This is a genomic window from Mesorhizobium sp. M8A.F.Ca.ET.207.01.1.1 (assembly GCF_004794715.1).
Taxonomy (GTDB): domain Bacteria; phylum Pseudomonadota; class Alphaproteobacteria; order Rhizobiales; family Rhizobiaceae; genus Mesorhizobium.
This window is the reverse complement of sequence record NZ_SRUS01000006.1, coordinates 94,095-111,786: the sequence shown is the minus strand read 5'-3', so window position 1 is coordinate 111,786 and position 17,692 is coordinate 94,095. Positions and strand designations below refer to the sequence as shown.

The window sequence follows — 17,692 nt, the reverse complement described above, 5'->3', positions numbered from 1 at the left end:
AATCGCTTTTTTTATTCTATTCGAGATAACCTGACGGGTCGACCGGAGCCGAGTTCTTGCGCACTTCGAAGTGCAGCTTCGGCGAGTCCGTCGTGCCGCTCATGCCGGACAGGGCAATTTCCTGGCCGCGCTTGACCTTCTGGCCGCGCTGCACCTCGATCGAGCTGGCGTGGCCATAGACGGTGACCAGACCATTCTCGTGGCGCACCAGCACCGTGTTGCCGAATTCCTTGAGCCCATCGCCGGCATAGATGACGACGCCGTTCTCGGCCGCCTTGACCGGCGTGCCTGACGGCACGGCGATGTCGACGCCGTCCTTGCCGGATCCGAAACCGGAAATCACCCGGCCGCGAACCGGCCAGCGCATCTTGCCGATCCCCGTGGCACCCGGCGCCACCGCGTCGTCGTCCTCAGCCTGCTGGATGACCTTCGCGTCCTTCTTCGGCGGCGTGTAGGAAGCCAGCGTTTCCGACGGCGTGGCCTTTGCCGCGGGCTGCGTGGTGGCCGTGGTCACCGGATCGATCTTGGCCGGCTTGGCGCTGGCGACTGTCGCCGTTCCGCCGGCCGGCACCTTCAGCGTCTGGCCAATCTTCAACAAGCCATCCTTCATGCCATTGGCCTGCTTCAGCGCGACGACGCCGACACCGGTCTTCCTGGCGATCGAGGACATCGTGTCGCCCGACTGAACCGTGTAGGTACCGGCGGCGCCGGTTGCCTTGGCCGCCTGCGCCGGCTTGGGCTCCTTGGGCAGGCTCGCGGCGGCCGACGCATCGACCTGAGCGGCGGACTTGCCTTCCTTCAGCTTCGGTTGCTGCGGCAGCACGGCCACCTTGTCCGGCGCGGAAGCCGGGAGATCGTGCTTGCCGTCCTTCACTGGCTTTGCGTCGGCAACCTTCGGCTCGCTTTTGCTTGAATAGGCATAGGCCGGGATGACGATCTTCTGACCGGACTTCAGCCCCTTGGTCGGGCTCAGGCCATTCACCTTCATGATGACATCGGCCGGCACCTTGTAATGCGTCGCCAGGCCGGAAATGGTCTCGCCGTCCCTGACGACGATTTCGGTGGCGTGCGGCGTGCCTGCCTGGGCCATCTTCGGCTCGTCGGGCTGGGCATTCTTGAAAGGCTTCGCGGCCGGCGCGACGGTGCCGGTCGTCGTCCTGTCGACGTGAGGAGCGGGCCGAACCAGGGCCGGCGCCGATGCGACACGCACCGGATTGGCGGCAGGCGCGAGCGCTGGAGCCGGCTGCGCCTGCGCGGAAGCCGGCGGCGGCAATGGCCGGCTCGAAACCGGTTCGAGACTGGAGCGGCTCACCGACTGCGTGTGGGTGCCGTCGAGCGGAGCAGCCGAGACATCGCCCGGATAGGGCTGCGCCGCATCCTGTTTGTTGATGATGGCGCGCTGGTTGTTCGTCGAGGAGGTAAAGACGTCATCGACACTGTTGAACCGCGAAGCCTGGGAACTGCATCCGGCCGCCGCGCCCGCAATCATCAGAACAGCGCAGCCCCGCGCCAGATTGCGACTATTTGCCTTCAAAACACTGAGTTGCATCGCACTAACCCGCACAAAACGCTGCACCAACTGGACAGGATTAAAGCGCGTTAATGTTACTGGGCGGTTAACCCATTAGAATCCGACGAAAATTTTCTTAAAACATTTGAGGATGGTCAGCGATACGGATAGCTGGGCCGAAATGAGATCCGCAGCCTGTCCGAAACTAGATAACCGCTGCCATGCTGCGCAGGATTGGTTGCAGCCGCACCATGCCGATATCCTCGCGTTCGAAACGGCTGCCGACCTTGGTGAGCTTGGCCAGCACCTGCTCGCCCTCTTCCGGCCCGATCGGCGCGATGACGATGCCGCCGCTCGACAACTGGTCGAGCAGGAAGCGCGGCAGGCTGTCGAACGCCGCCCAGGCCACGATGCGGTCGAACGGCCCTTCATTGGGCAATCCGTTGGAGCCATCGGCCTGGCGCACGATGGCATTGCCGATGCCGAGCGCCTCGAAACGCTGCCGGGCTTGCTCGACCAGCGTCTTGTAGCGATCGACGGTCACAATGCGCGCCGCCAGCCGCGACATGACAGCCGATGTGTAGCCGGAACCGGTGCCGATCTCGAGCACACGGTTTCCCGTTTCGATGGCGAGTGCGGCGATCACCGCCGCCTGCATGTCGGCGCCTTCGATCGCTTCGCCGCATTCGATCGGCAGCATGCGATCCGACCAGGCGATCTGGTGGAACTGCGCCGCCAGGAAACCGCGCCGCGGTGTCGCTTCGAAAGCCGCGATCAGTGCCTTCGGCACCGTTCCCCTGCCGCGCAGGCGCAGCAGGAAAGCGGCAAATCCTTCGCGATCATCGATTGGAAAGCCTTGGTTCATGCAAGCGCCTTGCTCAGCTGGTCACGGATCTCATGCGCGGTAAGGTCAAGCTGCAACGGCGTTACCGACACCAGCCGGTTGCGCAAGGCAAAGAGGTCGGTGCCTTGTTTGCCTTCGACCGGCTCGCGGCCGAAGCGAAGCCAATAGTAAGGCAGGCCGCGCCCGTCTCGGCGCTCGTCGACCCACAGGCTGTGCACCAGCTTGCCCTGCGTGGTGACCACTGTGCCGGCCACCTCCTCGGGAAGGCAGTTGGGGAAATTGACGTTGAGCAGGACGCCGTCGGGCAATGGCGTCGCCACGAGCTTCTTCAGCAGCGCCGGCGCCAGCGCCTCGGTGGTCTCGTAAGGGACGACGCGGTCCTCGCCGACATAGCTGTAGCCCTGGCTGAGCGCGATCGACCTGATGCCGAGCAGCGCGCCCTCCATGGCGCCGGCGACGGTGCCGGAATAGGTCACGTCGTCGGCGATGTTGGCGCCCGAATTGATGCCGGACAGGATCAGGTCGGGTGCACCGGGCAGGATCTTCTTGACGCCCATGATGACGCAATCGGTCGGGGTGCCGCGCACGGCAAAATGCTTCTCGCCGATTTTTCGCAACCGCAGCGGCTCCGAAATCGACAGCGAATGCGCGTAGCCCGATTGGTCCTGTTCGGGCGCCACCACCCAGACATCGTCGGACAGTGTGCGGGCGACGCGCTCGAGCGACGCCAGGCCCTCGGCATGAATGCCGTCGTCATTGGTCAGAAGAATGCGCATTATTTCGATTCGATCTTTTCCAGACCGCCCATGTAAGGCCGCAGCACTTCAGGAATGGTTACGCTGCCATCCTCATTCTGGTAGTTTTCGATGACAGCAATAAGTGCGCGGCCGACAGCGGTGCCCGAACCGTTGAGCGTATGGACGAAACGGTTGCCCTTGCCATCCTTGTCCTTGTAGCGGGCGTCCATGCGGCGCGCCTGGAAATCGCCGCAGACCGAGCAGGACGAGATTTCGCGATAGGCGTTCTGGCCGGGCAGCCAGACCTCGATGTCATAGGTCTTGCGGGCGCCAAAACCCATGTCGCCGGTGCACAGCACCATGGTACGGAACGGCAGCTCGAGCCGCTTCAGGACCTCCTCGGCGCATTGCGTCATCCGCTCGTGTTCGGCGAGCGAGGAGTCCTGGTCGGTGATCGACACCAGCTCGACCTTGTAGAACTGGTGCTGGCGCAGCATGCCGCGCGTGTCGCGTCCCGCCGAGCCTGCCTCCGAACGGAAGCAGGGCGTCAGCGCGGTGTAGCGCAGCGGCAGCTTTTCATGCGCGGTGATTTCCTCGCGCACGAGATTGGTGAGTGGCACTTCGGCGGTTGGGATCAGGCCAAGCCTGCCCTCCCCGTGTGGCGTGAAGAACAGATCCTCCTCGAACTTCGGCAACTGGTTGGTGCCGAACAGAACGTCGTCCTTCACCATCAACGGCGGGATGATCTCCTCATAGCCGTGTTCGGTCGTGTGCAGGTCGAGCATGAACTGGCCGATCGCGCGTTCCATCCGCGCCAGGCCGCCCTTCAGCACGGTGAAGCGCGAGCCCGACAGCTTTGCCGCGCGTTCGAAATCCATCATGCCGAGCGCTTCGCCGATCTCGAAATGCTCCTTCACCCAGTTCGGCCGCGTCGGCGCCTTGCCGACAATATGCCTGACGACATTGTCGTGCTCGTCCTTGCCGACCGGAACATCGTCGAGCGGCACATTGGGCAGCACCGCCAGCGCGTCGTTCAGCGCCTTGTCGAGCTCTCGCTCGCGCGCCTCGCCATTCTGGATAAAGGTCTTGATCTCGCCGACTTCGGCCTTGAGCTTTTCGGCAAGGGCAGCATCGCCCGAACGCATGGCATTGCCGATCTCCTTCGAGGCGGCGTTGCGGCGCTCCTGCTTGGTCTGCAGTTCGGTGACGTGCTCGCGCCGCGCCTCGTCCTTGGCGATCAGCCCGTCGACCGTGGATTGCGCCTCAGCCGACGGCCACGAGCGCTTGGTGAGCGCCTCGACGAGAGCCTTCGGGTTGTCGCGAATCCATTTGATGTCAAGCATGGTTATCCGTCCTCAAGCTAGGCAGGAGGGCGTAAACCGCATCCTCGATCGATGCAAGATGAGGCGGGGCGGCGGTTGTCGTTTTCCGCCGCTGGCGTCTTACGAGGCAGCCGGCGCCGGAGGCTCGTCCGGCGCCTTGTCCGCCACGGTCTCGCCGGCTTCCTGCTTCTCGCGCGCCAGCCGCTGTTTTTCCTGATCCCGCTCGATCCATCGCGCGGCCCAGATGGAGACCTCGTAGAGAAGGATGGTCGGAATGGCCAGGCCGATCTGGCTCATCGGATCCGGAGGTGTCAGCACCGCGGCCACGATGAAGGCGATGACGATCGCCCATTTACGTTTTTCCGCCAGCGCCTTGGACGACAGCATGCCGACACGCGTCATCAGGCTGGTCACCACCGGCAACTGGAACACCAGGCCGAAGGAGAAGATCAGCGTCATGATCAGGCTGAGATATTCCGACACTTTCGGCAGCAGGGAAATCTGTACCTGGTCGTCCGTGCCTACCTGCTGCATGGCGAGGAAGAACCACATCACCATCGGCGTGAAGAAGAAATAGACCAGCGAGGCGCCCATCAGGAACAGGATGGGCGATGCGATCAGGAACGGCAGGAAGGCATTGCGCTCGTTCTTGTAGAGGCCAGGCGCGATGAATTTGTAGATCTGCGTGGCGATCAGCGGAAAGGCGATGACCATGCCGCCGAACATGGCGAGCTTGACCTGCGTGAAGAAGAATTCCTGCGGCGCGGTGTAGATCAACTCGACCTTGTGCGGATCGAGCCCCGCCCATTTCGTCGCCCATTTGAACGGGACGACCAGAAGGTTGAACAGCCGCTTGGCGAAGAAGAAACAGACCAGGAAAGCGACGAAGAATCCGCCGAGCGACCAGATCAGCCGTCGGCGCAACTCGATGAGATGCTCGATCAGCGGCGCGGACGATTTCTCGATCTCGTCCTTTTCCTTGTCCGAAACGCTCACTTGGCGGCTCCAGCCGTCTTTTTGGTTGCCGGCTTCCTCGCCGGAACAGGCTTCGGTTCGGCTTTTGCTGACGCTTTGGCAGCAGTCGCCTTGGGTGTCGCTTTCGCCTTCACCGCGGGTGCGGCTTTTGCCGTCACGGCCTTCGCAGATGTCGAGGCCTTGGACGGCGCTTTCGCGGCCGGGGCCGTCTTGGCGGTTTTCTTGGCCGCAGCTGCCTTCGGCGCAACGGCAGGATCCGTGGATGCCGCCACAACCGATTCATCGGTCATCGCCGGGAAAATCGGGACTGGTGTCGTGGCTTCAGGCCCGTTGACACCAGGCATTTCAGTCGCGCCATTCTTCAACGGCTCGGCCGCCTGTGGCGTCGAAGCGGCAGGGGCCGACGGATCAGCGGCCGGCTTCGGCTTCATCGCGGCGTCGACACCGGCGCGCACATCGGCAGCCGCCTGCTCGAACGGATTGAGCTGCTTTCGGATTTCGGCAACCGGGCTCAGGCCCCTGAGCTCGTCGACCGACTTCTTCACGTCGTCGAGCTCGGCTTCCTTCAATGCCTCGTTGAACTGTTTCTGGAAGTCGGCGGCCATGGCGCGCAGCTTCGCCGTCGTGCGGCCGAAGGTGCGCAGCATGTTGGGCAAATCCTTCGGCCCGACGACCACGATCATGACGATCGCGATCACCAGCATTTCGGTCCAGCCGACTTCAAACATGGCAATCCGTTCCGACTAGAACTTCTTGGCTCAGCTCTTGCTGGCCTTTTCCTTCGCGGCCGAAACGGTCTCATCGGCACGGTGTTCGACGGTGCGCTTGTCGTCGGCAACGTCGTCGTCGGCCATGCCCTTCTTGAAGCTCTTGATGCCCTTGGCCATGTCGCCCATCAGCTCGGGAATCTTGCCGCGACCGAACACCAGAAGCACGATGACCAACACGATCATCCAGTGCCAAATCGAAAATGAACCCATAGCAAATCTCTCTCGAATGTTTTCCCTGGCGATGATCTATGCGTTTTCGCGTTGGGATTCAAACACAACCGCGACAGAGTTTATGAAAGGGTGTCGGATGTCACGCATTTTCAGCGATGCGGCCCGCTACCAAACGGCACATGTAAAGGTGCAAGACGGCTTTTGATAGGCGCTCGTGGTCAATCTTCCGTGACGCGCGGCGTCAGCAGACCGAGCTCCTCGAGATCGATGTCGGTCAGCGGATCCTCGTCCTCGGTCAGCGCGTCGGGATCGGCCGGCGGCTGCGGGATGGAGAAGTTCGACGGCATGCGGCCTGACAGCAGGCCGGCGCCCTTCAGTTCCTCCATACCCGGAAGATCGCGGATCTCTTCGAGCGCGAAATGATCGAGGAAGGTTTCGGTGGTGCCATAGGTGACGGGACGGCCGGGCGTTTTGCGCCGGCCGCGCATGCGCACCCATTCCGTCTCGAGCAGCGTATCCAGCGTCCCCTTCGAGGTCTCGACGCCTCTGATGTCCTCGATCTCGGCGCGCGTCACCGGCTGGTGATAGGCAATGATCGCCAGCACCTCGAGCGCCGCCCGCGACAGCTTGCGCTGCTGCACCGTATCGCGGCTCATCAGAAAGGCGAGGTCGCCAGCGGTGCGGAACGCCCAGGCGTCGCCGACCCGGACCAGATTGACGCCGCGCCGGGCGTAGATCTGCTGCAGCTCTGTCATGGCGAGGGTAAGATTGATGCCATCGGGAAGGCGTGCGGCAAGCTGCTTTTCGCTGACGGGTTCGGCGCTGGCGAACACGATCGCCTCGGCCATGCGCACGGCTTCCGCCAGATACAGCCGCTCGGCCGGGTTCTGTACCGGATTCCCGGCCGAGGCCTGGTCGATCTCGCCGTCTTCCGACTCATCATCCATCTTGAATGGGATAACCGAAGCGTTGGCGCGTTCGCTCATGATGCCACCTCGACTGCCTTGATTGTCTGTGCGCGGTGGTCGCGCAGATAGATCGGTGCGAACACCTCGTCCTGCCGCATATCCATCTTGCGCTCGCGCACCAGTTCCAGTGTGGCCGCGAACGAACTGGCGATCGCGGTGCGCCGCTCTTGCGGGCTGGTCAGATATTGGATGAGGAAGCTGTCGAGCGTCGTCCAGTCGCGCAGCGAGCCGATCAGCCGGGTAAGGATGTCGCGAGCGTCCTTGAGTGACCAGACGCCGCGCCTGGCGATCGTCACGTTGGTGATCGCCTGCTTCTGCCGCTGCTGCGCATACGCGGTCAGGAGATCGTAAAGCGACGCCGAATAGGTGTTGCGCTTCTCGATGATGACCATTTCCGGCATGCCGCGTGCGAACACGTCGCGGCCGAGCCGGTTGCGGTTGACCAGACGCGCCGACGCATCGCGCATGGCTTCGAGCCGCTTCAGCCGGAATTGCAGCACCGCCGCCAGTTCCTCGCCGCTTTCGCCCTCTTCGCCCGGCTGCTTGGGGATCAGGAGCTTCGATTTGAGGAAGGCCAGCCACGCCGCCATCACCAGATAGTCGGCGGCAAGTTCGAGCCGCAGCGCCCGCGCCGTCTCGACAAAGGTCAAATATTGCTCGACCAGCGCCAGGATGGAAATGCGCGCCAGATCGACCTTCTGGGTGCGGGCAAGGTGCAAGAGAAGATCGAGCGGGCCTTCGAAGCCGGCCACGTCGACGACCAGCGACGGGTCGCCCGTCAGCCGTGACTCATCGTTTTCGGCCCACAGGCGGTCCATCGGTGCAGCCTTCGCGGCCTTGCTTTCCAATGCTTCCGCCACTACCTGTCACTTCCTTTTTGCTAGGCCACCGCGTCGAAATAGGTGGCGAATTCGGCACGGATTTCGGTTTCTTCGGCCGCGTCGCGTTTGCTTATATAGGTCATCGCCCGCTTGGCACGCTCCAGCGACTTGCCTTCAAGCCCCGTGGTGCGCGATGCGATACCCGCCATCTCCTCAAAAACACCGTTGCAGTGAAGGACCAGATCGCAGCCCGCCGCAAGGATCGAGGCCGCCTTTGTCGGGAAATCCCCAGAAAGTGCCTTCATCGAGGTGTCGTCGCTCATCAGCAGTCCATCGAAGCCGATCTCGCGTCGAATGATCTCGTCGATGACCTTGCCGGAAGTCGTCGCCGGGTTCTTGGGATCGATCGCGCTGTAGACGACATGCGCGGTCATCGCCATCGGCAGATGGTTGAGCTCACGGAACGGAGCAAAATCGTGCCGCTGCAGATCGCTGAGCGAGGCGTCGACGACAGGCAGTTCGAAATGCGTATCGGCAAAGGCCCGGCCGTGCCCCGGAATATGCTTCATCACGGGCAGCACACCGCCCGACATCAGGCCCTCGGCCGCGGCGCGGCCAAGTTCGATGACCGGACGCGGATCCTTGCCATAGGCGCGCGCGCCGATGACATCGCTGGCCCCTTCGATCGGCACGTCGAGCACCGGCAGGCAATCCGCTGATATGCCGTAGCGCAGCAGGTCGAAGGCATGCAGCCGCGCCATCAGCCAGGCGGCGCGTTCGCCGGCGTCGTGATCGTCGCGCCACAGCGCCCCAAGCGCGCCGCCGGCCGGATAATTCGGCGCCAGTGGCGGCCGCAGGCGCTGTACCCTGCCACCTTCCTGGTCGATGAACACCAGCGCGTCCGGGCGCCCGATACAGTCACGCATTTCGGCGACCAGGTCGCGGATCTGCTCGGCCTCGCCAATGTTGCGGGCAAACAGGATGAAGGCCCACGGGCATTCATTGCGATAGAAATTGATTTCTTCGCGGGTGAGCGATTTCCCGGCACAGCCGAGGATCATGGATTTTGATTCGGTCATTTCAGGAGTCTAGGGCTTCGCGCGGTCAAAGGGAATCATCCCTGACCGCATGCGGCGGGCTGCAGGACATGTTCCACATGAAAAAGTCAGACATATGAATATCGCCATATAAAAAGCCGGCGCGGCCCAGGGCCGCGCCGGCTTTGAAGGATTGGATCGACGTCTAGCGCGATACGAAGCAGTTGCCGCCCGCGGCCTTGTAGCTGGTGCACAGATTGATGGCATCGTTGCGCGACTGAGCCGGAACGCGGACGCGGTAGAACGTTCCCTTGCCGGCAATCTCGGCCTTGACGATGTTGGCCGTGCGGCCGGAAAGCACGCTACCATAACGGCGCTGCAGATCCTGGTAGGTCGACTGGGCGCTGTCCACCGTCGGCTGCGAAGCGATTTGTATCGACCACGCACCGCTGCCAGTCGCGGTCGAGGCCGGGTCGATGGAAGCGACCTGATCGGGCTTGACCTCGCCGACCACGTCGACCGGCTGGTCGGACGGACGTTGCGGCGCGATCGCAACCTTGGCTGGCGTGTTGGCCGACTGCGCCTTGGCTTCAGCCTTGGCAGGCTTGGCGGCAGGCTTCAGAGCCGGCTCATCGTCAGCCTGCGCGGCGGCGGGCGCCACGGTGCCAGTCTGGTCGGTGCCAGTCTCGTTGGCGCCAGTCTGGTCGGCGCCAGTCTGGTCGGCGCCAGTCTGGTCGGCTCCGGCAGGCGCCACATGCTGTGGCGCCGGATCCGTCGGCTCGGCCGCGGCCACCTGCGGTGCCGCCGGTGCCGGATCCTCGCGCGCCACCAGTGAGCCGTCGGACTTGACCACCATGGTCCTGACCTTGCGCGGCGCAACGGCAACGACGTCGTTGTTGGTGCCCTTGTCGGCGTCCTGCAGGACCTGCGCGATGCGATCCTCCGACTTCGGCGCGGGCGCCGCATTGTTGGCCGGGGCCGCGCCAGCGGTCGAAACCTCGCCACCGCCATCCGTGCCGGCGGCGGCGTTCTGATCGGGAGAAAGATCGACGGCGCGGGCCGGGTCTTTCGCCTGCACGTCCACTGGTTCCTCAGTGTTGGTGACAAGCTTCTGCTGGACCGGCTCGGCGGGCTTCGCGCCCTTGACCACCGCGTCATAGACCTTGTTGTCCTGGTTCGGCACCACGGTGCCGCCCGGATTTTCCGGCTTGACCTTGATCGGCGAATTGTCCGCCTTGACGATCACCGGAGCTTCGCTGCCGCCCTTGCCGCCCAAAGACAGCGCGAAGGCGCCAAGGCCGCCCGCGACCGCAACGGCACCGACAATCGCGGCAATGAACAGGCCGCGCCGGCCCGACGGCCTGGCGGCTTCCCGCTCGCCGAGGCCCGGAACCGACATCGCTTCGTCCAGCTCGGGATCGTAGTCGAGTTCATCGACGGCAAAATCGTCCGCCTGAGAGACCGGCTGGCTGCCGGGCAGATTGTCGAGATCGAAGCCTTCGGCAGCATCGGCATAGCCTGAGGCCGACGCGCGGGCGGGCATTTCCGCCGGCCGTGCCGCATAGGTCCGCGCTTCCGGCTGATAGGCTTGCCTCGGCTCTTCATATCCCGGATTGACCCCGTCATATCCCGGATTGACCCCGTCATATCCCGGATTGACCCCGTCATATCCCGGATTGGCCTCGCCATATCCCGGATTGGCAGCGCCATATCCCGGATTGGCCGCGCCATATCCCTTATTGAACCCGGTATTGTAGGATTCGTCGGCATAGGCGGCGTTGCCGGCAGTAGCAGGCGCGACCTCGACCGAATTCATCTCGGTCAGAAGGCTGGCGAATTCGGCGTCGAGATCATCATAACCGGCCGCTGCCGGCTCATCTTCCTCGAAATGCAACTCCGGAATGTCGAGATCGTCAGCCAGCGCAACGACGCGCTCCGGCACATCGACCGTCTCGACATCGGGCATCTCTTCATAGTGCGAGGACTGCCCGGCCTGCGGCGCCGATACCGGAGCCATATAGGGAGCAGCCGCAACCGGCTCGGCCGAACGGTAGGACGGCACGGTGGCCACTTCCGGGGCCGCCATCCTGGCCGCCATGGAGGGAGCAGGCTGCGCGGCAAACGCCGGCTGTTGGGGAACTGGTGTCACGCGGCTCCAGGAACGGGCCGACTCCGACGCTCCGGAACGTTCCGCCAGCCAATCGAGTGAATCGGCCTGATCCGGCCGGGACGCCGTTTCGTCACGCGAACCGATGCTTTTGGCCAGGGCGGCGTCGAAGGCATCATTGTCGAGATCGACATCACCCTGTTCAGCGGCATCCGGGCCGAAATCCTGGTCCTGAAGTTCATCGAGCAACAGGTCGTCGAGGTTGGCGTCGGCGGCCTGGGCGGAGCCGGATTGATGCGCATCCTCGGACGCTGTTTCATCGAGATCCCAGTCGAGGTCACCAACAAGATCGACGGGTTCCTCCGCGATCTTTGTAGTCGCGGCGAGAGGCCGCTGAACGGGCGCTGCGGTTGGCTGGGTCGCGGCTGGCTGGGTCACGGCGGGCTGAACCATGGCCGGTTCCTTGGCCGACGGCAGCGTGCGCGCGGTCATGGCACCGAGAAGCGCGTTCAACTCGTCTTCGAGGCTTCGTTCGTCCGCGATGGGCGCTTGCACCGGCGGCACAATGGCTGCCGCGGGAGCTGCCGATTGCGAGGAAGCCGCGGCGATTTCGGCGACGGGCTCTTCGGCAGGCTCGGCAAACGCCTCGTCCAGATTCAGGTCGAAGGCGTCATCCGAAACAGCTTCAGCGCCTGGAACTTCATCCTGCGTCTCGACGGCATCGGCGCGCAGTTCGTGCGCCGGCTTGTCATCAAAAGCCTCCGGCTCGTCCGCCTGAACGTCAAAATCCACATCGACATCGGGCATGGCATCGTCGAAGTGACCCGCGAAATCCTCGTCGGAGATCACCTGGGTTTCATCCGCGGCGGCCAGTACAGGTTCTGGATAGTCGACAGCAGCCGCTTGGCGCTGATCCGCCGGATGGTCGTCGAGCATCAGCTCGTCTTCGAGCGAGATCGCGACCGCATCGTCGAATTCATGATTGGAGGGCGGCTCGACGGCCACCGGCACTTCGGCCACCGGCGATTCAACGGCATACCGGGCCTCGGCAGCCTCGTCCTCGATATGGAAATCCTGGTCGAGGGAGGCGGCAAGCTCATCCTCCATCGGCAGATCATCGTCGAAGGGCGAGATGTCTTCGAGCGAACTGGCGACGGCATTGTCGAAATCGGCGTCGAAGGCAGGTTCAACGGACGGCACGGCTTGCGCGGCGCCAGCGGTCGCATGGCTGGCGGCGACCGCCTGGTCATCGGCATCCGACATGTCCAGGTGGAAATCGTCGTCGAGTGACAATGCGAGATCGTCGTCCGCAACATCGACGGCCACCGGCTCGACTGCCGGCTCATGAACTGCGACAACTGGAGCGGCAACGCTGTCGGCAGCGTCGAACTCGCCCATCAGCTCCTTTTCGAGGTCGATGTCGAAATCGCCCTCTCCCGCGGACGGATCGGCCACAGCGGTTTTCGGCTCGGCCGGCGCCTGCGGCTTGACCGGCTGGCGCGGGTCGAATCCCATGATCCTGGTCAGTTCCGCGAACGGATCATCGTCGGCGATGTCGTTGTTGTCGGCTGCTCTCAGTTGGGTTCTGTCTGCCATTATTGTTCCCGAACTCGCACTCATTCGGACGCCTTGGACGTCGCGCAGGGTTGGCCCTTACCAGCGCAATGTGGGCAAAAGGTGACAGGTTTTTTAGTCAAACCTAACGCATTTCGGTGGGCGCAGCCGCTCCGATCAACGTCAGGCCGGACGTCAGAACATCCGAAACAGCCTGCACCAGCCCTAGTCTGGCATGCGTCAATTGTCGGTCGTTAACCTTAACAAAACGTAAGTCCGGATTATCCGTGCCCCGGTTCCAGTGTCCGTGGAAACTGGAAGCCAGATCATAGAGATAAAATGCCAGCCGATGCGGCTCGAGCGCAAGAGCGGCGGACTCGATCAGGCGTGGATATTCGGCAAGCTTCCGGATCAGCCCGATTTCACCTTCGTCGGCCAGCGACGTTGCCGCGGCCGCCAGGTTGTTGCGATCGAAATTCGCCTCCCCCAACTGTTCGCTCGCCTGCCGGAACACCGAATGGCAGCGCGCCGAGGCGTACTGCACGTAGAACACCGGATTGTCCTTCGACTGCTCGGTGACCTTGGCGAAGTCGAAATCGAGCGGCGCATCGTTCTTGCGATAGAGCATCATGAAGCGGATCGGATCGCGTCCGACTTCTTCCACCACCTCGCGCAACGTCACGAAATCGCCGGACCGCTTCGACATGCGCACCGGCTCGCCATCGCGAAACAGCTTGACCAGATTGCACAAGAGGACGGTGAGCTTGACGTCGTCGCCGGCAATCGCCCGCGCCAAGGCTTCCAGGCGCTTGACGTAGCCGCCATGGTCGGCGCCGAGAACATAGATCAGGTCGACGAAGCCGCGATCGACCTTGTCCTTCAGATACGCCACATCGGCGGCGAAATAGGTGAACGAGCCGTCGGACTTGACCAGCGCCCGGTCCATGTCGTCGCCGACGGCGGTCGAGCGGAACAGCGTCTGTTCGCGGTCTTCCCAGTCGTCCGGCTTCTCGCCCTTGGGCGGCGGCAGCTTGCCCTTGTAGATATGGCCCTTCAGCGTCAGGTCGTTGATCGCCGAGCGGATCTTCCTGGCATTGTCGGCATGCAGCGTGCGTTCGGAGAAGAACACGTCGTGGTGCACGTTGAGCAGCGCAAGGTCCTCGCGGATCATCGCCATCATCGCATCGATGGTCCGGTCCTTGACGATGGCCAGCGCCTCGTCGTCCGGCATCTGCAGCAAGGAACGGCCGAACTCCCTGACCAGGGCCTCGCCGACGGAGACAAGATAGTCACCGGGATAAAGCCCCGGCGGAATCTCGCCGATATCTTCTCCAAGCGCCTCGCGGTAGCGCAGCATCGCCGAGCGCCCAAGCACGTCGATCTGGGAGCCGGCGTCGTTGATGACATATTCCTTGGTCACGTCGTAACCGGCGAACGCCATCAGATTGGCGAGTGCGTCACCGACGACGGCACCCCGGCAATGGCCGACATGCATCGGCCCGGTCGGGTTGGCCGAGACATATTCGACGTTGGTTTTGCGGCCGGCGCCGATCGTCGAGCGGCCATAGTTGCGCCCCTCGCCTAGGAGCGCCGACAGATGCGCCTGCCAGAAACCGTCCTTGAGCCGCAGATTGACGAAGCCTGGACCGGCGACCTCGGCAGCGGCGACGTCATTGTCCGCCCGCAGCGCTTCCGCCAGTTTCTCGGCCAGTGCGCGCGGGTTCTGGCCGGTGGGCTTGGCCAGCACCATTGCCGCATTGGTCGCGAGATCGCCATGGCTGGCGTCGCGGGGCGGCTCGACGGCGATGCGCGACAGATCAGGCGAAACGCCATTGCTGTCTTTCAGGTCAAGCGCTTCGACAGCCTTTACGACTCGCGCGGTGAAATCGGCGAAGATGTTCATGGTGTATGCTCTGGCGGCTTTACGACGAATCCGGCCCTTTGGCCGGCAAATCGAGCCCGCCCTAGCTCAAATCCGGGGTGCGGTCAAACAAACGCCTGTGTTCCTTGAGCGCGTAGGTGTCGGTCATGCCGGCCAGGAAATCGGCGACGCTGCGTGCCTTGATGCGATCCTCGGCGCGGTCCAGCCCTTCGCGCCAGCCATCGGGCATGGCGCGCGGGTCGGCGAAATAGACGTCGAACAGGTCCCTGACGATCTGCTCGGCGTCCGCACGCACCCGCATGACCTCTTCGTGCCGATAGAGGTGCTTGTAGAGGAAGGCCTTCAGTTCCTTCTCGGCTTCCGCCATTTCGGCCGAAAATGTCACCATCGTCTCGCCCGCCGCCCTCACCGCCTCGACGCTCAGCGGCCTGATCCGCTCCAAATTGGCGGTCGTTGACTTGATCACATCCTCGACCATGGCCGTGATCTGCCGCCGCATCAATTCGTGGCCGGTGCGCACGTCGTCGAGCCTGGGATAGCGCTCGCGCACGCTCTTCAGGATCGTTCCAGGCAGCGAAACGGCCTTCAGCATGTCCAGCGTCAGCAGCCCTGACCGCAGCCCATCGTCGATATCATGCGTGTTGTAGGCGATATCGTCGGCAATCGCCGCGCACTGCGCTTCGATGCCGGCGAACCGGTCGAGTTCGAGATCCTGCAATTGCGAGTAGTCGCGGATCGCCTGCGGGACCGGCCCTTTCAGGCCCTTGCCGCTGCCGTCGGTGAGCGGACCATTGTGCTTGACCAGGCCTTCAAGCGTCTCCCAACTCAGATTGAGCCCGTCGAACTCGGCGTAGCGCGCCTCCAGCCTCGTCACGATGCGCAGGGATTGTGCGTTGTGGTCGAAGCCGCCCCACGCCGCCATCTTCTCGTTCAGCGCGTCCTCACCTGTGTGGCCAAAGGGCGTGTGGCCGAAATCATGCACCAGTGCCACCGCTTCGGCGAGATCCTCGTCGCCGCGCAACGCCCGCGCCAGCGCACGCGCGATCTGTGCCACTTCGATCGAATGGGTGAGCCTTGTGCGGTAGTGATCGCCTTCATGGGCGATGAAGACCTGCGTCTTGTGCTTCAGCCGCCGAAACGCCGTCGAATGGATGATCCGGTCGCGGTCACGCTGGAAAGGCGTGCGGGTCGGACTTTCCACCTCGTCGAACAGCCGGCCGCGCGAGCTCGCCGGATCCGTGGCATAGGCCGCGCGCGGCCGATAGCCGAATCCGATGTCGCCAAGCTCATTTGTCATGGCTGATGCTGCCGCAGTTGACTTGCCCCGTCGCGCTTCATACCTATCATGTGAAACCGAAAGCAAGGTGACGCCTATGGGCGCGGATGCCAAGACCGCGATGAAAGTCGAGATGACCGAGGCCGCCGCCAAGCGGATCGCCAAAATTGTCTCTGGCGAGGCCGGCAAGACGGCGCTGCGCGTTTCCGTCGAGGGCGGCGGCTGCTCGGGCTTTTCCTACAAGTTCGATCTGGTCGGTGCGCGCAATGACGACGACGTTGCCATCGAGAAGGACGGCGCCACGGTGTTGATCGATGATCTGTCCCTGGTCTATATGGGTGGCTCGGTGATCGACTTCGTCGACGATTTGATGGGGCAGTCGTTCCAGATCCGCAACCCGAATGCGGTCGCCTCCTGCGGCTGCGGCACCAGCTTCTCCATCTAGTACCGAGATGCCCGCAACCGGCGCGGTTCGTCAGGTTGCGCTCTCCGCCGGTCGCGACCTCGACGCGACATTGGCCTTTTGGCGCGATGTTCTCGGCATGAGGGTGCATGCGCGGTTCGATCCGCCCGGCATTGCCTTCATCATGGCCGGCGATGTCAGGCTGTTGTTCACCGACGGCATCCCGGCCGGCACCATCTATCTCGACATATCAGGCCTCGAAGCCTTCCACGCCGAGGCAAAGGCAGCCGGCATCCCCTTCACCGCGCCGCCGACGCTGGTCCATCGCGACACCGAAGGGCAGTTTGGTCCGGCGGGGGAAAGCGAATGGATGGCCTTTCTAAAGGACCCGGCAGGCAATACGATCGGTTTAGTCGAACGCCTTCCGCCGCAGGAACAATGAGACCGTCATGAAAATCGTCACCTGGAACATCAACGGCGTGCGCGCCCGCATCGGCAACCTGACCCATTGGCTGACCGAGAGCGCGCCCGACATCGTCTGCCTGCAGGAGATCAAGACGGTCGACGAGCAGTTCCCGCGCGCCGAAATCGAGGCGCTTGGCTACAATGTCGAAACCCATGGCCAGAAGGGCTTCAACGGTGTCGCGCTGCTGTCGAAGTTGCGCTTCGATGAAGTCACCAGAGGCCTGCCGGGTGACGATGCCGACGAACAGGCACGCTTCATCGAAGGCGTGTTCTCGACCGACAAGGGCGCGCTTCGCGTCGCCTCGCTCTATCTGCCGAACGGCAACCCGATCGATGACGAGAAGAAGTTTCCCTATAAGCTCTCCTGGATGGCGCGGCTGGAGCGCTGGGCGCAGGAGCGCCTGAGGCTGGAAGAGGCGCTGGTGCTGGCCGGCGACTACAACGTCATTCCCGAGCCGATCGACGCGCGGTTCCCGGAGAACTGGCTGGGCGACGCGCTGTTCCAGCCACAGACAAGGCAGGCCTTCCGCCGGCTGCTCAATCTCGGTTTCACCGAAGCGGTGCGCGCGGTCACCGATGCCCCGGACACCTACACCTTCTGGGACTATCAGGCCGGCGCCTGGCAGAAGAACAATGGCATCCGCATCGACCATCTGCTGCTGTCGCCTGAAGCCGCGAACCGGTTCTCATCGGCGTCGATCGAAAAACATGTGCGCGCCTGGGAAAAACCATCCGATCACGTCCCGGTGGCGATCGACCTCGCGCTGCAGCCGGCCTGACGCAGACCCTTCTGCCGCCGAGTAGTCCGGACCTCGTGTCGCCACAATCGCGCGCATGATGGGAAATCATC

The 17,692-nt window shown here is 63.3% G+C and carries 16 protein-coding genes; 3 read left to right on the top strand and 13 right to left on the bottom strand.

Annotation, left to right across the window (positions count from 1 at the left end):
- Nucleotides 1-16: 16 nt before the first annotated feature.
- The 13 genes from EN850_RS18885 to EN850_RS18825 all read right to left on the bottom strand — a co-directional run bounded on the left by EN850_RS18885 (nucleotide 17) and on the right by EN850_RS18825 (nucleotide 15,995).
- The gene (locus tag EN850_RS18885; RefSeq protein WP_136092011.1) at nucleotides 17-1,549 is read right to left on the bottom strand and encodes a peptidoglycan DD-metalloendopeptidase family protein; all 1,533 of its coding nucleotides are present in this window, start codon (nucleotides 1,547-1,549) and stop codon (nucleotides 17-19) included.
- Nucleotides 1,550-1,715: 166 nt separating this feature from the next.
- Nucleotides 1,716-2,375, bottom strand: a complete 660-nt coding sequence (locus EN850_RS18880) for a protein-L-isoaspartate(D-aspartate) O-methyltransferase (protein WP_127872656.1) — start codon at nucleotides 2,373-2,375, stop codon at nucleotides 1,716-1,718.
- Entirely contained in the window at nucleotides 2,372-3,130 is a 759-nt protein-coding gene (surE, locus tag EN850_RS18875) for a 5'/3'-nucleotidase SurE (protein ID WP_127281111.1), read from the bottom strand. The genes EN850_RS18880 and surE overlap by 4 nt, the downstream gene beginning before the upstream one ends.
- On the bottom strand, nucleotides 3,130-4,434 hold the full coding sequence (serS, locus tag EN850_RS18870; RefSeq protein ID WP_135915770.1) for a serine--tRNA ligase: 1,305 nt from the start codon (nucleotides 4,432-4,434) through the stop codon (nucleotides 3,130-3,132). The genes surE and serS overlap by 1 nt, the downstream gene beginning before the upstream one ends.
- Before the next feature lie 99 nt (nucleotides 4,435-4,533).
- Nucleotides 4,534-5,409: a twin-arginine translocase subunit TatC gene (gene tatC, locus EN850_RS18865; RefSeq protein ID WP_136092010.1), complete on the bottom strand. Its 876-nt coding sequence runs from the start codon at nucleotides 5,407-5,409 to the stop codon at nucleotides 4,534-4,536.
- Nucleotides 5,406-6,116 (bottom strand): Sec-independent protein translocase protein TatB, encoded by a 711-nt coding sequence (gene tatB / locus EN850_RS18860; protein WP_127872659.1) that lies wholly within the window; start codon nucleotides 6,114-6,116, stop codon nucleotides 5,406-5,408. Before tatB ends, tatC begins: the two co-directional genes overlap by 4 nt.
- A 30-nt stretch (nucleotides 6,117-6,146) precedes the next feature.
- Nucleotides 6,147-6,368, bottom strand: a complete 222-nt coding sequence (locus EN850_RS18855) for a twin-arginine translocase TatA/TatE family subunit (protein WP_015317533.1) — start codon at nucleotides 6,366-6,368, stop codon at nucleotides 6,147-6,149.
- Between the two features lie 179 nt (nucleotides 6,369-6,547).
- A complete protein-coding gene (gene scpB / locus EN850_RS18850) occupies nucleotides 6,548-7,315 on the bottom strand; it encodes an SMC-Scp complex subunit ScpB (protein WP_127280243.1) in 768 nt (255 codons plus the stop codon).
- Entirely contained in the window at nucleotides 7,312-8,115 is an 804-nt protein-coding gene (locus EN850_RS18845; RefSeq protein WP_127872728.1) for a ScpA family protein, read from the bottom strand. Before EN850_RS18845 ends, scpB begins: the two co-directional genes overlap by 4 nt.
- Before the next feature lie 62 nt (nucleotides 8,116-8,177).
- Nucleotides 8,178-9,197 carry a beta-N-acetylhexosaminidase gene (nagZ, locus tag EN850_RS18840; protein WP_136092009.1) on the bottom strand — a complete coding sequence of 340 codons (1,020 nt, stop codon included), beginning with the start codon at nucleotides 9,195-9,197 and terminating at the stop codon, nucleotides 8,178-8,180.
- Nucleotides 9,198-9,360: 163 nt separating this feature from the next.
- Nucleotides 9,361-12,858 (bottom strand): SPOR domain-containing protein, encoded by a 3,498-nt coding sequence (locus tag EN850_RS18835; protein WP_136092008.1) that lies wholly within the window; start codon nucleotides 12,856-12,858, stop codon nucleotides 9,361-9,363.
- 103 nt (nucleotides 12,859-12,961) lie between these two features.
- A complete protein-coding gene (argS, locus tag EN850_RS18830) occupies nucleotides 12,962-14,719 on the bottom strand; it encodes an arginine--tRNA ligase (RefSeq protein ID WP_135866828.1) in 1,758 nt (585 codons plus the stop codon).
- A gap of 61 nt (nucleotides 14,720-14,780) precedes the next feature.
- The gene (locus EN850_RS18825; RefSeq protein WP_135866826.1) at nucleotides 14,781-15,995 is read right to left on the bottom strand and encodes a deoxyguanosinetriphosphate triphosphohydrolase; all 1,215 of its coding nucleotides are present in this window, start codon (nucleotides 15,993-15,995) and stop codon (nucleotides 14,781-14,783) included.
- Between the two features lie 76 nt (nucleotides 15,996-16,071).
- On the opposite strand from EN850_RS18825, the gene erpA reads away from it, so the two are divergent.
- The 3 genes from erpA to xth are packed head-to-tail and all read left to right on the top strand — an operon-like array spanning nucleotide 16,072 to nucleotide 17,621.
- On the top strand, nucleotides 16,072-16,419 hold the full coding sequence (erpA, locus tag EN850_RS18820) for an iron-sulfur cluster insertion protein ErpA (protein WP_127279920.1): 348 nt from the start codon (nucleotides 16,072-16,074) through the stop codon (nucleotides 16,417-16,419).
- A 7-nt stretch (nucleotides 16,420-16,426) separates the two neighbouring features.
- Nucleotides 16,427-16,819 (top strand): VOC family protein, encoded by a 393-nt coding sequence (locus tag EN850_RS18815; protein ID WP_127872664.1) that lies wholly within the window; start codon nucleotides 16,427-16,429, stop codon nucleotides 16,817-16,819.
- 7 nt (nucleotides 16,820-16,826) lie between these two features.
- Complete coding sequence (gene xth / locus EN850_RS18810; protein WP_127872665.1) at nucleotides 16,827-17,621, top strand: exodeoxyribonuclease III; 795 nt, start codon at nucleotides 16,827-16,829, stop codon at nucleotides 17,619-17,621.
- Nucleotides 17,622-17,692 lie beyond the last annotated feature (71 nt).

Bases quoted from the DNA above. Each gene is read 5' to 3' on its own strand.
- EN850_RS18885 (WP_136092011.1), bottom strand. From the start codon at position 1,549: ATGCAACTCAGTGTTTTGAAGGCAAATAGTCGCAATCTGGCGCGGGGC.
- EN850_RS18880 (WP_127872656.1), bottom strand. From the start codon at position 2,375: ATGAACCAAGGCTTTCCAATCGATGATCGCGAAGGATTTGCCGCTTTC.
- surE (WP_127281111.1), bottom strand. From the start codon at position 3,130: ATGCGCATTCTTCTGACCAATGACGACGGCATTCATGCCGAGGGCCTG.
- serS (WP_135915770.1), bottom strand. From the start codon at position 4,434: ATGCTTGACATCAAATGGATTCGCGACAACCCGAAGGCTCTCGTCGAG.
- tatB (WP_127872659.1), bottom strand. From the start codon at position 6,116: ATGTTTGAAGTCGGCTGGACCGAAATGCTGGTGATCGCGATCGTCATG.
- EN850_RS18855 (WP_015317533.1), bottom strand. From the start codon at position 6,368: ATGGGTTCATTTTCGATTTGGCACTGGATGATCGTGTTGGTCATCGTG.
- scpB (WP_127280243.1), bottom strand. From the start codon at position 7,315: ATGAGCGAACGCGCCAACGCTTCGGTTATCCCATTCAAGATGGATGAT.
- EN850_RS18845 (WP_127872728.1), bottom strand. From the start codon at position 8,115: ATGGACCGCCTGTGGGCCGAAAACGATGAGTCACGGCTGACGGGCGAC.
- nagZ (WP_136092009.1), bottom strand. From the start codon at position 9,197: ATGACCGAATCAAAATCCATGATCCTCGGCTGTGCCGGGAAATCGCTC.
- EN850_RS18835 (WP_136092008.1), bottom strand. From the start codon at position 12,858: ATGGCAGACAGAACCCAACTGAGAGCAGCCGACAACAACGACATCGCC.
- argS (WP_135866828.1), bottom strand. From the start codon at position 14,719: ATGAACATCTTCGCCGATTTCACCGCGCGAGTCGTAAAGGCTGTCGAA.
- EN850_RS18825 (WP_135866826.1), bottom strand. From the start codon at position 15,995: ATGACAAATGAGCTTGGCGACATCGGATTCGGCTATCGGCCGCGCGCG.
- erpA (WP_127279920.1), top strand. From the start codon at position 16,072: ATGGGCGCGGATGCCAAGACCGCGATGAAAGTCGAGATGACCGAGGCC.
- EN850_RS18815 (WP_127872664.1), top strand. From the start codon at position 16,427: ATGCCCGCAACCGGCGCGGTTCGTCAGGTTGCGCTCTCCGCCGGTCGC.
- xth (WP_127872665.1), top strand. From the start codon at position 16,827: ATGAAAATCGTCACCTGGAACATCAACGGCGTGCGCGCCCGCATCGGC.